13 protein-coding genes are annotated in these 14,869 nt (G+C 66.5%); 8 read left to right on the top strand and 5 right to left on the bottom strand.

From position 1 onward, the window contains the following. Positions 1–48: 48 nt before the first annotated feature. Positions 49–1,284 carry a chloride channel protein gene (locus tag AC4ELS_RS25365; protein ID WP_499049938.1) on the bottom strand — a complete coding sequence of 412 codons (1,236 nt, stop codon included), beginning with the start codon at positions 1,282–1,284 and terminating at the stop codon, positions 49–51. A 79-nt stretch (positions 1,285–1,363) separates the two neighbouring features. Between AC4ELS_RS25365 and mshB the strand changes: the two genes are divergently transcribed. Together mshB and AC4ELS_RS25355 are read left to right on the top strand one after the other, a co-directional pair. After that, positions 1,364–2,230, top strand: coding sequence for an N-acetyl-1-D-myo-inositol-2-amino-2-deoxy-alpha-D-glucopyranoside deacetylase (gene mshB, locus AC4ELS_RS25360; RefSeq protein WP_499049751.1), 867 nt, complete (start codon positions 1,364–1,366; stop codon positions 2,228–2,230). 110 nt (positions 2,231–2,340) lie between these two features. Then, positions 2,341–2,763, top strand: a complete 423-nt coding sequence (locus AC4ELS_RS25355; protein ID WP_064960436.1) for a hypothetical protein — start codon at positions 2,341–2,343, stop codon at positions 2,761–2,763. Between the two features lies 1 nt (position 2,764). Here the strand turns inward: AC4ELS_RS25355 and AC4ELS_RS25350 are convergent, their stop codons facing one another. Further along, positions 2,765–4,132, bottom strand: a complete 1,368-nt coding sequence (locus tag AC4ELS_RS25350) for a hypothetical protein (protein WP_499049748.1) — start codon at positions 4,130–4,132, stop codon at positions 2,765–2,767. 202 nt (positions 4,133–4,334) lie between these two features. Between AC4ELS_RS25350 and AC4ELS_RS25345 the strand changes: the two genes are divergently transcribed. Beyond that, on the top strand, positions 4,335–6,926 hold the full coding sequence (locus AC4ELS_RS25345; RefSeq protein ID WP_499049745.1) for a bifunctional FO biosynthesis protein CofGH: 2,592 nt from the start codon (positions 4,335–4,337) through the stop codon (positions 6,924–6,926). A gap of 15 nt (positions 6,927–6,941) precedes the next feature. Here the strand turns inward: AC4ELS_RS25345 and AC4ELS_RS25340 are convergent, their stop codons facing one another. After that, positions 6,942–7,520: an excalibur calcium-binding domain-containing protein gene (locus tag AC4ELS_RS25340; protein WP_418010101.1), complete on the bottom strand. Its 579-nt coding sequence runs from the start codon at positions 7,518–7,520 to the stop codon at positions 6,942–6,944. A gap of 178 nt (positions 7,521–7,698) precedes the next feature. On the opposite strand from AC4ELS_RS25340, the gene AC4ELS_RS25335 reads away from it, so the two are divergent. Continuing rightward, positions 7,699–8,247: a YceI family protein gene (locus AC4ELS_RS25335; RefSeq protein ID WP_055120547.1), complete on the top strand. Its 549-nt coding sequence runs from the start codon at positions 7,699–7,701 to the stop codon at positions 8,245–8,247. Positions 8,248–8,361: 114 nt separating this feature from the next. Here the strand turns inward: AC4ELS_RS25335 and ctaD are convergent, their stop codons facing one another. Beyond that, positions 8,362–10,059 carry an aa3-type cytochrome oxidase subunit I gene (gene ctaD, locus AC4ELS_RS25330; RefSeq protein ID WP_054603022.1) on the bottom strand — a complete coding sequence of 566 codons (1,698 nt, stop codon included), beginning with the start codon at positions 10,057–10,059 and terminating at the stop codon, positions 8,362–8,364. A gap of 47 nt (positions 10,060–10,106) precedes the next feature. Between ctaD and fdxA (AC4ELS_RS25325) the strand changes: the two genes are divergently transcribed. Both fdxA (AC4ELS_RS25325) and AC4ELS_RS25320 read left to right on the top strand, forming a co-directional pair. After that, positions 10,107–10,451, top strand: a complete 345-nt coding sequence (gene fdxA, locus AC4ELS_RS25325) for a ferredoxin (protein ID WP_499049742.1) — start codon at positions 10,107–10,109, stop codon at positions 10,449–10,451. Then, the gene (locus AC4ELS_RS25320) at positions 10,448–11,068 is read left to right on the top strand and encodes a helix-turn-helix transcriptional regulator (protein WP_499049740.1); all 621 of its coding nucleotides are present in this window, start codon (positions 10,448–10,450) and stop codon (positions 11,066–11,068) included. The genes fdxA (AC4ELS_RS25325) and AC4ELS_RS25320 overlap by 4 nt, the downstream gene beginning before the upstream one ends. A gap of 15 nt (positions 11,069–11,083) precedes the next feature. Here AC4ELS_RS25320 and AC4ELS_RS25315 read toward each other — a convergent pair whose 3' ends face one another. Then, complete coding sequence (locus AC4ELS_RS25315; RefSeq protein ID WP_499049736.1) at positions 11,084–13,099, bottom strand: FAD-dependent oxidoreductase; 2,016 nt, start codon at positions 13,097–13,099, stop codon at positions 11,084–11,086. A gap of 262 nt (positions 13,100–13,361) precedes the next feature. Here AC4ELS_RS25315 and fdxA (AC4ELS_RS25310) point away from each other — a divergent pair, with 262 nt between their 5' ends. Together fdxA (AC4ELS_RS25310) and dapC are read left to right on the top strand one after the other, a co-directional pair. After that, a complete protein-coding gene (fdxA, locus tag AC4ELS_RS25310) occupies positions 13,362–13,685 on the top strand; it encodes a ferredoxin (RefSeq protein ID WP_003882174.1) in 324 nt (107 codons plus the stop codon). Positions 13,686–13,714: 29 nt separating this feature from the next. Next, entirely contained in the window at positions 13,715–14,815 is a 1,101-nt protein-coding gene (gene dapC / locus AC4ELS_RS25305) for a succinyldiaminopimelate transaminase (RefSeq protein WP_463793952.1), read from the top strand. Positions 14,816–14,869: the final 54 nt, after the last annotated feature.

Below are 14,869 nucleotides of genomic sequence, written 5' to 3'. Positions count from 1 at the left end.
GTCAGTTTCAAAATCTACGGATTTCGTTGCCGAGTTTGCCTGGTCTAATCAGTTGACCATTACCTCGTGGTGCTTCTCGGCAAGCGATTGCAGCCCGTGGGCCGCGAGCGCGGCGGCGAGGAACGGCAGCAGTACCCAGTACGGCGGACGGGCCAACTCCCAGACAAAAAGTGCCGCCCAGATGGGAGCCCGCTGCGTCACCGCAAGCACGCCGGCGGCACAAGTCAGCGAGACCGCGGCGATGCTCACGGTGTGTTCGGTCCAGGTGTTGATCGACAGAGCGATCACGGACCCGAGGGCCGCACCGGTCGCGAGCGACGGCGTCAGCATGCCGCCCACCGCGCCCGCACGTAGAAAGATCGCCGTCAGGAGCGGCTTCAGCAGCAGGATCGCCGCGGCCGAGCCCACCGTCAGGGCGCTGTTCAGGCTGACCGTGAGAATGCTCTTGCCGTTGCCCGGCAGCTCCGGCAACCACACCGAACCCAGGCCCACCAACAGCCCGGCGAGGGCAATGCCGGGGATTATCAGCCACGACGTGACCGGCGCGGCGGGTCGCGCGATCGCCATGATCCGGTTGAAGGCGGCCCCCACCGCGAATGCCAGCGGCGCCATCACCAAGGCGAAAGCGGTGAGTAGATAAGACAATTCAGGCTTCGGCCAATCGAGCGGAGCCCGCACATGGGTCACCGGCGATGCAACTGCCACAGCGAGCGCCGAGGTGATCAACGCGGCGCCGACGGCTCGCGGGTGCCACGTGTGCATCATGATCCGGATCGCGAACAGGGCGCCACCGACCGGGACGCTGTACACCGCGCCGAGTCCGGCCCCTGCGGCGCAGGCGAGCAGAATCTCGCGGTCGTGGGGCGTCAGTGCCCACCGGGACGTTCCGACGTCACCGAGCACCGCAGCCATCTGACGCGGCGCGCCCTCACGGCCCAGGGACGCGCCCGCGCCGACGACCAGAACCTGCAGCCCGGCATCGACCGTCATCGCTACCCGGGGGATGGGTCGGTGATCGGCGATGGTCGAGGCGAGTCCGGGTACCACGTAGTGCCGGCGCAGAATCCACCAGCCGAAACCGGCCAGTGCGCCACCGATCATCGGTCCGACCGTGCGTCGCACCGGGCTGCTGCCGGTGACACCGTCGAGCAGCGAGCCGAACGTGAAGTCATAGGTGAGGTGTTCGACGAAGTGCAGAAGGACCGTCGTCGCCATCCCCGCGAAGCCCGCCAACAGCCCGATCACGACGATGCTGCAGCCGAACTCAAGCTCGCGCCGGGTCACTCGAGTGAATGTAGGCGCGGAGGTGGGGCAGCGCTCGACTTTCTGCGCCGCCCACAGCCCGTCGCTATCGTCAGTCACGATGCCCAGCGAAACGCCCCGACTGTTGTTCGTTCACGCCCACCCGGACGACGAGACCCTCACGACCGGCGCCACGATCGCGCACTACGCAGCGCGCGGTGCCGACGTCCGGGTGGTCACGTGCACCCTCGGAGAGGAGGGGGAGGTCATCGGCGACCGCTACGCCCGGTTGGCCGTCGACCAAGCCGATCAACTCGGCGGATACCGGATCAGCGAGCTGACCAAGGCCCTGAGCGCACTCGGCATCGGGGCACCGCACTTCCTGGGCGGCCCCGGCCGATGGCGGGACTCGGGCATGGAGGGCTCACCGGCGCGCAAGCAGCAGCGCTTCATCGACGCCGATTTCGACGAAGCCGTGAGCGAACTCGTGCGCATCATCGAGGAGATGCGACCGCACGTCGTCGTCACCTACGACCCGGACGGCGGGTATGGGCACCCCGACCACAAGCAAGCCCACCGCGTCACCACCGCGGCCGTCGGGGCCGTCGCGGCCGCCGGATGGGCCGTGCCCAAGTTCTATTGGACGGTCATGGCCAGCTCCGCGATGCGGGCCGGCCTCCAGAGCCTGCGGGACGTGCCGACCGACTGGATCCGGATCGATGTCGGAGATGTTCCCTTCGGATACGCCGACGACCGGATCGACGCCGTCGTCGACGCCGCCGCCCAGTTGCCCGCCAAGATCGCCGCGATGCGCGCGCACGCCACCCAGGTCACCGTCGCCGCCGACGGCAGCGCCTTCGCCCTGTCCAACAACCTCGCCCTGCCACTGCTCGGTGAGGAGCACTATGTGCTGGTTTCGGGCGAGGCGGGCGAGCGCGACGCACGCGGGTGGGAAACCGACCTGCTGACCGGACTGAATGTGCAATAGCCAAAACCGGACGAGGTAAGCTCGCCACTCAGAAGCGTCGAAGGGACATTCATGGACCCCGATCTGGATCCGAATCTGCAGCACTGGCAGGACCGTTTTGACAACTACCAGTGGGTGGTGGGTTCGATGGTCGGACTGCTCGACAGCATTCCCACCTGACCCCGCCCTCGGACCTTGTGCTGGGTCGTATCGTCCTGGCACTGCTCGCGGTTGACGGCATCATCTCTGCCGTCGTAGGCGCACTTCTGCTGCCTACGTTTCTTGGACCGATCCCGTTCCCGGTGAGCGCGCTGGCGGCCGGAGCGGTCAACACCGCGCTCGTATGGGCAGCCATGTACTGGACCGACTCCATGCGGATGGCGGCGCTGCCACTGTGGACCTGGCTGGCCGCCGTCGTCGCGATGACCTTCGGTGGGCCCGGCGGCGACATCATCTTCGCCGGCCCAGGACTGATGGCCTACAGCTCGCTGATATTCATCGCCGCCGGTGCGCTACCACCGGTGGCGATGCTGCGACGGCGTCTCCGCCCCTGACCTACTTGTTGCGGTCCTTCTTCGCCTTGCCGGTGTCGCCGGAGTTCTTGGACTGCTTGGCATCCTTGGGCTTTGCGTCCTTGGGTGAAGCCGTCTTATCCGTCTTGTCCACCTTGGTCTTCGGCTTCGGCGCCAGGTTCTTCACGGCCGTCTTCACCGCGTCACGTGCGTCGTCGCCGGCCTTCTTCGCGTCCGTTGTGGCCTTGTCGACCGCTGCGGTGACGCCTTGTCGCACCGAACGGGCCGTCGGCTTGCCGGCCGAGACCTGGTCGGTGTCGGTCTTGACGGCTTCTTCTGTGTCAGCGTCGGTGACAGCCGTGTCGGCAACGGTGTTCCGCAGCGACTGACGGACCGAGCGCGGGACCACGCCGATCTCGTCGGTGACCTGCTTGAACTGCTGACCGACGTTGCCCGCAACATCCTTGACGGTCTCGTTCAGGCCGGTCGCGAGGTTCTCTGAAGCGTTCTCGATGTTATCGATGGTGCCTTCGACGGCCTTCTCGACCGAGCTTCCGGCAACTTCTGTGACCGGCGTCTTTTCGGTCGCCGCCGCTTGCTCTTTGAGCCGGTCGGCGAGCGTCGCGAGACCGGTCCCCTCGGTCAGTGACTTGACTGCCGTGGCGAAGTCGTCGCGGGCCTTGGTGATCGCATCGGTGAGGTGGGTGAGCGGGTTCTGGACGGCGCCTTCGAGGGCTGCTGTCGGTGCGGCGAGCGTGCTGGCCAGGAACGGTCCCTGCAGCGGCGGACGCGGCGGCAGGGGGATTGGCGGCAGCGGGATGAATGTGCCGACGACGTCGATGCCCAACCATGCGACAGCCAAGACTGCGTCTGCGCCGAAGTCGGCGAGGTTCTGGATGATGCCGCCGTCACCGCGCAACCAGTCGGTGAAGTTGAAGACCCCGCTGGCGACGAGGGACTCGCCGAATGTGTAGGCGTCCATGAGCAGCCCGCCGGCCCATCCGCCGACCCAGGGGATCCATCCGAGTGCGTATGCTCCGACTTCGAATCCCCACTGCACCCAGGGCTCGACCGTCACATAGGCCTGGTCGATCGTGTTGGCCAAGTTGGGGGCGATCGCGATCGCGGTCGGTGCCGCGGTGACATTGCCGGTCGCTGCGGCGGCTGGCGCCGCTCCGAAAGCCGGAGCCGAGCCTGTCTGACCCGAGAGATTCGGCGCCACCGCGGCGGTCATCCGGCTCGCCGCGGCCAGCAGATCGACCATCGCCTGCGTCAGCTGCGGCTGAGTCGATGTCGGGTGTGCAGGGACTGCAATGTCGGCCGGGGCGGCCTGTACCGGGGTGAGCGCGATGGCGGTGGCGGTGGCTGCGGCGGCTCCCGCTACGAGATACGTACGAACACTTGTGGACATCACGACTCCCTCGGTATCCCCTTCCCGACGGAAACAACTTACGCGGTCGGCAACCCATTCGTCGCACCTTTAAGTTGTGTGTCCAGTAAGGGCCCCGCATTGCAGTGACTTGCACGGTCTACTGTGGCCGGTATGCCGGGCGCATTGGTTTCAGAATGTGAGACGCGTGGATGATCGTGCACAACGACGGGGTTACACGGAAGTGGCTCTGAACCCCCAGCACGGCGCCGATCTGCCCACCCCGGCCGTCCCACCGAAGCCTGCTGCGCCCAGCGCGCCGCCCACTTCGGCAGCCCTGCGCCGGGTGTTGCGCCGGGCCCGTGACGGCGTGACCCTCAATGTGGACGAGGCTGCGATCGCCATGACCGCCCGTGGCGAGGATCTGGCCGATCTGTGTGCCAGTGCCGCCCGGGTGCGCGATGCGGGCCTGGGATCGGCGGGCCGGCGTGGAGCCAGCGGTCGGCTTCCGGTCAGTTATTCGCGCAAGGTCTTCATCCCCGTCACGCATCTGTGCCGCGACACCTGCCACTACTGCACCTTCGTGACCGTTCCCGGCAAGCTGCGCGCCCAGGGCATGGGCATGTACATGGAGCCCGACGAGATTCTCGATGTCGCCCGCCGGGGCGCCGAGCTGGGCTGCAAGGAGGCGTTGTTCACCTTGGGCGACCGTCCCGAGGAACGCTGGGACGAGGCCCGGCAGTGGCTCGACGAGCGCGGCTACGACTCCACGCTGGACTACGTGCGGGCCATGGCCATCCGCGTGCTCGAGGAGACCGGCCTGCTGCCGCATCTCAACCCGGGCGTGATGAGCTGGTCCGAGCTGTCTCGGCTCAAGCCCGTCGCACCGTCGATGGGCATGATGCTGGAGACCACCTCCCGGCGCCTGTTCGAGGTCAAGGGCGAGGCGCATTACGGCAGTCCCGACAAGGACCCAGCGGTGCGGCTGCGCACCCTGGACGACGCCGGCCGGTTGTCCATCCCGTTCACCACCGGCCTGCTGGTCGGAATCGGCGAGACCCTGACCGAACGTGCCGAGACGATGCACGCAATCCGCAAGTCCCACAAGGAGTTCGGGCACGTTCAGGAAGTGATCGTGCAGAACTTCCGGGCCAAGGACCACACCGCCATGGCGTCGACGCCCGATGCCGGGATCGACGACTTCATCGCGACGATCGCAGTGACCCGCCTGGTGCTGGGGCCGAAGATGCGTATCCAGGCGCCGCCGAATCTGGTGTCGCGCGACGAATGCCTGGCGCTCATCGGCGCAGGCGTCGACGACTGGGGCGGTGTGTCACCGCTGACCCCCGATCACGTCAACCCCGAACGGCCCTGGCCGGCACTGGACGATCTCGCCGACGTCACCGGCGAGGCCGGCTACGACCTGGTGCAGCGACTCACCGCCCAACCGCAGTACGTGCAGGCCGGTGCGGCCTGGATCGATCCGCGGGTGCGCGGGCACGTCGACGCGCTCGCCGACCCCGACACCGGGTTCGCCCTCGACGTCAACCCGGTCGGGCGGCCGTGGCAGGAACCCGACGAAGCATCAGAATCGTTGGGCCGCACCGATCTGCACTCCGCGATCGACTCCGAAGGCAGGCTCACCGAGACCCGGAGCGACCTCGACAGCGCGTTCGGCGACTGGGAGTCGATCCGCGCCAAGGTGCACGAACTGGCCGCCCGCGCGCCCGAACGCGTCGACACCGACGTACTGGCCGCATTGCGTTCCGCCGAACGTGATCCGGGCGGCTGCAGCGACGACGAGTACCTCGCGTTGGCCACCGCGGATGGTCCGGCGCTGGACGCGGTTGCCGCCCTGGCGGATTCGCTGCGCCGCGATGTCGTCGGCGACGACGTCACCTACGTCGTCAACCGCAACATCAACTTCACCAACATCTGCTACACCGGCTGCCGGTTCTGCGCCTTCGCGCAACGCAAGGGCGACGCCGACGCCTACTCCCTGTCCACCGCCGAGGTGGCCGACCGGGCCTGGGAAGCGCACGTCGCCGGTGCCACCGAAGTCTGCATGCAGGGCGGCATCGACCCCGAGCTTCCCGTCACCGGTTACGCCGACCTGGTGCGGGCCGTCAAGGCCCGCGTGCCCTCGATGCACGTGCACGCGTTCTCGCCCATGGAGATCGCCAACGGCGTCACTCGCAGCGGGTTGTCCGTACGCGAATGGCTGACGTCGCTGCGCGAGGCCGGGCTGGGATCGATCCCCGGCACGGCCGCCGAGATCCTCGACGACGAGGTGCGTTGGGTGCTCACCAAGGGCAAGCTGCCGGCCTCGGAGTGGATCAACGTGGTGACGACCGCGCACGAGGTTGGGCTGCGCTCGTCGTCGACGATGATGTACGGCCACGTCGATACGCCCAAGCACTGGGTGGGCCACCTCAACGTGCTCCGCGGCATCCAGGACCAGACCGGCGGCTTCACCGAGTTCGTGCCGCTGCCGTTCGTGCATCAGTCTTCGCCGCTGTACCTGGCCGGCGGCTCCCGCCCCGGGCCGACACACCGCGACAACCGCGCGGTCCACGCACTGGCCCGGATCATGTTGCACGGCCGGATCCCGTCGATTCAGACGAGTTGGGTCAAGCTCGGTGTCGAACGCACCCAGGTGATGCTGCGCGGCGGTGCCAACGATCTCGGCGGCACGTTGATGGAGGAGACCATCTCCCGGATGGCCGGTTCCGAGAACGGCTCGGCCAAAACTGTGGCCGAGCTCGTCGCGATCGCCGAGGGCATCGGCCGCCCTGCCCGTCAACGCACCACGGATTACTCGCCGCTGGCGGCCTGACGCTCGCCACCGAAACTACGAAAGCGCGCTTGCCCGCGTCAGGCAGTTGACATCGTGCCCGTCGCCCGAGGTTCCGGAGTCCATCAGCCGCCCATCGAGGATCTCGCAGGTGAGGCTGGATGCGTCGCCGATTACCGGATCGGCACCGACCATCTGGTCACCGACGCCACTGCTGACCAACTGGGCTCGGCCGCCACAATGGGAGGCGGTCTGTAGGGTGCCCGCCGCACCGGATGGCGCCGTGATGTCGATGCAATTCGCGCCCGTCCAGGTGACGACGGTGGTGTAGCCGGAGCCCGTAATAACCGGAGCCATCGGGGCTTGGTTGGCCGGGCCCGTCGTGACCGGCGCGCCGCCGTAGAGCGGGAGTCCGCCGCCGCCAGATACTGATGCGCCGCCACCTCCACCGGTCTCGCAGGCCACACCATCGCCATCGCGGTCCAGCTTCGAGCTGTAACCGGGCTGCCCCGCGTAGAGGGGTGCGGCACCGGCGGCGCGAGCCGCAGCGCAGTTTGGATAGGCGCCGGCGACTGGCGCTGTGACGAGGCCGGTCGTTGCTGCGGCACATGCCGTGGCGGCGATAAGAATGCGCATACCTGGGGATCCGATCTTGAAATTGACTCTGACGCAAATTGCGGATCAGAGCATGATGCGCCCTGCGTCCGAGGATCGGCAGAAGAATCCCGAAAATCGGGAATGGAATCGGACCACGGTCCGGTTATGTCTCGTGAAGGTGCCGGAACGACCGGGCCGCACAACCCAAGGAGACACCATGACCGTCGCAGTAGCCACCGACCTGACCGCAGGCACCTGGGCCATCGACCCCGTGCACTCGTCGATCAACTTTTCCGTCCGCCACCTCATGGTGAGCAAGGTCCGCGGCAGCTTTGAGACGTTCAGTGGTGCGATCACCGTCGCCGAGGACGGCACGCCGTCGGTAAGCGCCACCATCGACGTAAACTCCATCGACACCCGCAACGAGCAGCGCGACGCACACGTGCGGTCCGCAGACTTCTTCGACGCCGACAATCACCCGACTGCCACCTTCGTCTCCACCGGCGTGCGCCCCGACGGTGACGACTACATCGTCGACGGCGACTTCACCCTCAAGGGAGTGACCAAGCCGGTTTCCCTCAAGCTCGAGTACAACGGTGTCAACCCCGGCATGGGCCAGGGTCCGGTCGCCGGTTTCGAGGCTTCGGTCGTGTTGAACCGCAAGGACTTCGGCATCGACATCGACATGCCGCTGGAGACCGGCGGCACCGTCGTCGGCGACAAGGTCACCATCACCCTCGAAATCGAGGCTCTCAAGCAGGCGTGATTCGCCGCTCGACCGACCGTTTTGTCACGCTGGAGTGGCTCTCGGAAACGAGGGCCACTCCAGCGTGACATTGGTGCGTCGGGAGTGGCGCGCCGGGGAGTGGGCGCCGTCGTTTCAGTGCCGGCCGACGTGGGACTCGGCCCTCATCCGTTCGACCATATGCGGGTAGTGCAGTTCGAAAGCCGGCCGCTCGGAACGGATCCGGGGCAACTCGGTGAAGTTGTGCCGCGGGGGCGGGCAACTGGTGGCCCACTCCAGTGAGTTGCCGTAGCCCCACGGGTCGTCGACGACGACAGGTTCGCCGTAGCGCCAGCTCTTGAAGACGTTCCATACGAACGGCAACATCGACACGCCCAAAGTGAAGGCGCCGATGCTCGAAACCACATTGAGCGTGGTGAAACCGTCTGACGGCAGGTAGTCGGCATAGCGGCGGGGCATGCCCTCGTTGCCCAGCCAGTGCTGCACCAGGAATGTGGTGTGAAAACCGATGAACGTCAACCAGAAATGGATCTTGCCCAGGCGCTCGTCGAGCAACCGGCCGGTCATCTTCGGGAACCAGAAGTACACCCCTCCGAACGAGGCGAACACGATGGTGCCGAACAGCACGTAGTGGAAGTGTGCGATCAGGAAGTAGGTGTCGGTGACGTGGAAGTCGATCGGCGGGCTGGCCAGCATGACTCCGGACAGTCCACCGAGCAGGAAGGTGACCATGAAGCCCACGGAGAACAGCATGGGTGTTTCAAAGGTCAACTGTCCCTTCCACATTGTGCCGATCCAGTTGAAGAACTTGATACCTGTCGGCACGGCGATGAAGTACGACATCAGCGAAAAGAACGGCAGTAGAACGGCTCCCGTTGCGAACATGTGGTGAGCCCAGACCGCCATCGACAAGGCGCCGATGCTGATCGTCGCATAGACCAGCGTGGTGTAGCCGAACAGCGGCTTGCGGGAGAACACCGGGATGATCTCGGTGACGATGCCGAAGAACGGCAACGCCACCACGTAGACCTCGGGATGGCCGAAGAACCAGAACAGGTGCTGCCACAGGATGGCTCCGCCGTTGGCGGGGTCGTAGATGTGGGCACCGAGGTGCCGGTCAGCGGCCAGGCCGAACAATGCCGCGGTCAGCAGCGGGAACACCATCAGCACCAGAATGCTGGTGACGAGGATGTTCCAGGTGAAGATCGGCATCCGGAACATCACCATGCCGGGCGCGCGCATACACACCACGGTGGTGATCATGTTGACCGCACCGAGGATGGTGCCGAGCCCGGCCACGGCCAGGCCCAGGATCCACAGGTCGCCGCCGGCGCCGGGGGAGTGGATGGCGTTACTGAGTGGTGCGTAGCCGGTCCAGCCGAAGTCTGCGGCGCCTCCAGGGGTGATGAATCCCGCGAGCGCAATGAGTGCGCCGAACACGAACAGCCAGAACGAAAGCGCGTTGAGCCGCGGGAACGCGACGTCGGGCGCACCGATCTGTAGAGGCAGCACGAGGTTGGCGAACCCGAACACGATCGGGGTGGCGTAGAACAGCAGCATCACGGTGCCGTGCATGGTGAACAACTGGTTGTACTGCTCGGTGGACAGGAACTGCAGCCCAGGTTCGGCGAGTTCGGTGCGGATGAACAACGCCATCAAGCCACCGGTGAAGAAGAAGACGTAGCAGGCGACCATGTACATGATTCCGATCAGCTTGTGATCGGTGGTCGTGATGAGCTTGTAGACCAGGTTTCCGCGAGGCCCCAGGCGCGGCGGGAAAGGCCGCGTACTGACGAGGTCGGTGCCGATGGATGAGGTTGTGTGTGCCGTCATCGCGTTGCTCCAGTTTTTACAAACAAACCTTGTATAAACTATGGGCCATGACATACGTGATCGGCAAGCCATGTGTCGATGTGATGGACCGCGCGTGCGTCGAGGAATGCCCGGTCGACTGCATCTACGAGGGCGCCCGTGCGCTCTACATCCATCCCGACGAGTGTGTGGACTGCGGCGCCTGCGAACCCGTCTGCCCGGTCGAGGCCATCTATTACGAGGACGACCTGCCCGACGAGTTCGAGGCCTACAAGGAGGACAACGACGCGTTCTTCTCCGAGACGCTGCCGGGACGGGACGAGCCGTTGGGTTCGCCCGGCGGGGCGGCCAAACTGGGGTCGGTGGCCGCCGACGCGCCGCTGGTGGCGAGCCTGCCGCCGCAACAGCCATGAACGCGCCGCGGGGAAGACGCCGCGACGTCCTGACGCTGCTGCGCGCCACCGATGCGCCGATGAGCATCGCGGCCATCGCGGAAAAACTCGATGTGCATGTCAACACCGTGCGATTCCACCTCGATGCGCTGCTCGAGCAGGAACAGATCCGCCGGGTCACCGGGACACGCGACAAGCCTGGGCGACCGCCACAGCTGTTCGCCGCGGTCCGCGGCATGGACCCTGGCGGTCCGCGCCACTACCGGTTGCTCGCCGAGGCATTGGCCGAGTCGGCGGCGTCACAAGCACCGGGCGCGGGCACCGGTGAGGCCGGGCGCAAGATGGGTGCCCAGTTGGCGGCCTCCCGTTCCGATGCGGCCGATGGAACAGCCGTCGAGAAGTTGGTCGACCTGCTCGACGACCTCGGCTTCGCCCCCGAGGCCGACGCCGCAGGCTCCGAAATCTCCTTGCGGCACTGCCCATTTCTGGAAATCGCACGGGAACGCCCCGAGGTGATCTGCCCGATTCACCTGGGCCTGATGCAGGGGGCGATGAAGGCCTGGGACGCGCCGGTCACGGTCGACGGCCTGCTCCCGTTCGTGGAGTCCGACCGGTGCGTTGCACAACTGAGCGGCTGATTCGCGCAGCGCAGCCTAGAGTGCCGCGGCCAGTTCGGTGCCCTGTTTGATTGCTCGTTTCGCATCGAGTTCGGCTGCCACAGCAGCGCCTCCGATGATGTGGGGTTCGATGCCGTTGCGCCGAAGGTCCGCTTCGAGATCACGTACCGATTCCTGTCCGGCGCAGATCACCACGTTGTCGACCGGGAGCACGCGTCGGTCCCGGTGTTCGGAACCGAAGCTGATGTGCAGACCCTCATCGTCGATGAGTTCGTAGTTCACTCCGGAAAGCTGATGCACCCCTTTGGCTTTCAGCGACGCTCGGTGCACCCAGCCGCTGGTCTTGCCGAGGTTGCGGCCCTGTGGTCCCTTGGTGCGCTGCAGCAGATACACCTCGCGCACGGCGGGCGCGGGCAGGGGAGTGGTGAGCGCGCCGCGGGCTTCCTGAGGATCGGCCACACCCCACTCGGCCTTCCACTCCTTGAGGTTCAGGGTGGGAGAAGCATCGGTGGTCAGGAATTCGCTCACGTCAAAGCCGATTCCGCCGGCGCCGATCACCGCTACCGACTTGCCCACGGGCGCACCGGTGATGGCCTGGGCGTAGGTGAGCACCTTCGGATGGTCGATCCCTGGAATGGCGGGAAGGCGCGGTGTGACCCCGCTCGCGAGCACCACATCGTCGAAGCCGGCCAGGTCGTCGGCTCCGGCGCGAACCCCCAATCGCACGTCGACTTCGAGCTTGTCGAGCATCGTCGTGTAGTACCGGATGGTCTCGTTGAACTCTTCCTTGCCGGGAATCCTTCTGGCCAGGTCGAATTGGCCGCCGATGGCCGACCCCGCCTCGAACAGCGTGACCCGGTGACCGCGCTCGGCGGCGTTGACCGCGGCCGACAACCCGGCCGGGCCGGCGCCCACGACGGCCACCGAACGGGCCCGACGCGTCGGGCTGAGCACCAGTGTCGTCTCCCGCCCGGCCCTCGGGTTGAGCAGGCACGAAACCTTCTTGTGCACAAAGGCATGGTCGAGGCAGGCCTGATTGCACGCGATGCAGGTGTTGATCTCGTCGGCCCGCTCCTCGGCGGCCTTGAGCACCCAGTCCGGATCGCTGAGCAGAGGACGCGCCATCGAGATCAACTGGACGTGCGTGTCGGCCAGGATCTGCTCGGCGCTCTGCGGCATGTTGATCCGGTTGGACGCCACCACCGGGATGGAGACGTGCTCGGCCACCGCACTGCTGATGTCGGCGAAGGCGCTGTTGGGCACCGAGGTGACGATCGTGGGTACCCGCGCCTCGTGCCAGCCGAAGCCCGAGTTCAGGATCGTCGCGCCGGCCGCCTCGACTTCGGTTGCCAGCGCGACGATTTCCTCCCAGGTCTGACCGTCCTCGACATAGTCGGCCATCGAGAGGCGGTAGCAGGTGATGAAGTCGGAGCCGACCGCCTCGCGCACCCGTCGCACGATCTCGACCGGGAAGCGACGGCGCTTCTCCGGGGTGCCGCCCCACGCGTCGGTGCGCTTGTTGGTGCGCGGTGCCAGGAACTGGTTGAGCAGATAGCCCTCGCTGCCCATGATCTCGACGCCGTCATAACCCGCTTCGCGGGCGAGCAGCGCGCAGCGGACGAAATCGTCGATGGTGCCCTTGACGTCCCGCAAAGCGCGCGGCCGGAACGGGTTGATGGGGGCCTTGATCGACGATGCGCTCACCGAAAGTGGGTGATACGCATAGCGTCCGGCGTGCAGGATCTGCAGCAGGATCTTGCCGTCGGCATCGTGGACGGCACCGGTGATCCGGCGGTGGCGTCGCGCTTCGGCGGAGGACACCAGTTGTGAGGCGAACGGCAGCAGCCAGCCGGTCTTGTTGGGGGCGTAGCCGCCGGTGATGATCAGCCCGACGCCACCGCGGGCCCGCTCGGCGAAGTATTCGGCGAGCTTCGCGGTGTCGCCGGCGCGGTCCTCGAGGCCGGTGTGCATCGAGCCCATCACGACCCGGTTGCGCAGCGTGGTGAAGCCGAGGTCCAACGGCGACAAGAGATGCGGATAGGTCAACCCCATGTCCGCAGGGTAGGTGGGACCGACGGTCCTATGCAACTAATTGACTGATCTGGGTTGGGCAAAAGGAATCGGTCGGGCGGCTAGGCGAGCTGTATCTGCGACGGCTAGTATCAGTTACCACGCGCCACCCATAACTGGGTGACGCGTGAAGTTAGGACACACTGAGACGCGCGTCCAAGTATCGGCAACGCATACTGTGACGTCGAACTCAACAGAGTCCCGACCACCGAGCCCAGCAGCCCACTGGACAGGAGAGACATCAGTGACGTACGTCATTGCCGAACCCTGCGTCGACGTCAAAGACAAGGCATGTATCGAAGAGTGCCCGGTCGATTGCATCTACGAGGGTGCCCGCATGCTGTACATCCACCCCGACGAGTGTGTGGATTGCGGCGCGTGCGAACCGGTCTGCCCGGTCGAGGCCATCTACTACGAAGACGATGTGCCGGACCAGTGGAGCAGCTACGCGCAGGCCAACGCTGACTTCTTCTCCGAGCTGGGTTCGCCCGGCGGCGCGTCCAAGGTCGGCCAGACCGACAACGATCCGCAGGTGATCAAGGACCTGCCGGCCAAGGCCGAGGACTGAGCACGGTCGAATCCGGCTTCGAGACTGACGTGGTGCGACAGCGTCGTTCGGCGGCATTGCCAGAGTTTCCGTGGGACACCCTGGCGGACGTCACTGCTCTGGCCCGCTCGCACCCCGACGGAATCGTCGACCTTTCGGTAGGCACTCCGGTAGATCCGGTGGCACCGGTCATCCGGGAGGCGCTGGCCGCCGCCAGTTCGGCTCCCGGCTATCCGACGACGGCCGGGACACCGGCGCTGCGAGCCTCGGCCGCGGCGGCACTGCGACGCCGGTACGGCATCACCGACCTGGCGCCGGATGCGGTGCTGCCGGTGATCGGCACCAAGGAGCTGATCGCCTGGCTGCCGACGCTGCTGGCGATCGGCCCCGGCGATGCCGTCGTCGTCCCGGAGCTGGCCTACCCGACTTACGAGGTCGGTGCCCTGCTGGCCGGGGCGCAGGTGCTGCGTGCCGATTCGCTCACCCAGCTGGGTCCGCAACGTCCCGCGCTGATCTACCTGAACTCGCCGAGCAACCCCACCGGGAAGGTGCTCCCGGCCGACCACCTCCGCAAGGTGGTGACCTGGGCCCGCGACCGTGGGGTGCTCATCGCTTCCGACGAGTGCTACCTGGGCCTGAGCTGGGAAGCCGAGCCGCTCAGTGTCCTGCATCCATCGGTCTGCGACGGTGACCACACCGGGCTGCTCGCGGTGCACTCGCTGTCCAAGACCTCCTCGCTCGCCGGCTACCGTGCCGGGTTCGTCGCCGGTGACCCGGCTGTCGTCGCCGAACTGCTCGCGGTCCGCAAGCACGCCGGGATGATGGTGCCGACGGCGGTGCAGGCCGCGATGGTCGCCGCCCTCGACGACGACGAGCACGAAGCCGTGCAACGCGAGCGATACGCGCAACGCCGGGCGCTGCTGCTACCCGCACTGCAGGCGGCCGGATTCACCATCGAGCATTCCGAGGCGGGCCTGTACCTGTGGGCCACTCGCGGCGAGCCCTGCCGCGACACCGTCAAGTGGCTGGCCGAGCGCGGCATCCTCGTGGCGCCGGGCGAGTTCTACGGTCCGGCCGGAGCTCAGTACGTGCGGGTCGCACTGACCGCGACCGACGAGCGCATCGCCGCTGCGGTCGCACGCCTCTCCTAACCGCCGAGCAGACGCAAACTCATCAGTTTTCCGCTGAAAATGTGCGAGTTTGCG

It is taken from the genome of Mycobacterium shunyiense (genome assembly GCF_058270035.1).
This window is presented reverse-complemented; position numbering and strand designations above follow the sequence as displayed.

Coding starts and splice junctions, on each gene's coding strand:
- mshB (WP_499049751.1), top strand. CDS start 1,364: ATGCCCAGCGAAACGCCCCGACTGTTGTTCGTTCACGCCCACCCGGAC.
- AC4ELS_RS25350 (WP_499049748.1), bottom strand. CDS start 4,132: ATGTCCACAAGTGTTCGTACGTATCTCGTAGCGGGAGCCGCCGCAGCC.
- AC4ELS_RS25340 (WP_418010101.1), bottom strand. CDS start 7,520: ATGCGCATTCTTATCGCCGCCACGGCATGTGCCGCAGCAACGACCGGC.
- AC4ELS_RS25335 (WP_055120547.1), top strand. CDS start 7,699: ATGACCGTCGCAGTAGCCACCGACCTGACCGCAGGCACCTGGGCCATC.
- ctaD (WP_054603022.1), bottom strand. CDS start 10,059: ATGACGGCACACACAACCTCATCCATCGGCACCGACCTCGTCAGTACG.
- fdxA (WP_499049742.1), top strand. CDS start 10,107: ATGACATACGTGATCGGCAAGCCATGTGTCGATGTGATGGACCGCGCG.
- AC4ELS_RS25320 (WP_499049740.1), top strand. CDS start 10,448: ATGAACGCGCCGCGGGGAAGACGCCGCGACGTCCTGACGCTGCTGCGC.
- AC4ELS_RS25315 (WP_499049736.1), bottom strand. CDS start 13,099: ATGGGGTTGACCTATCCGCATCTCTTGTCGCCGTTGGACCTCGGCTTC.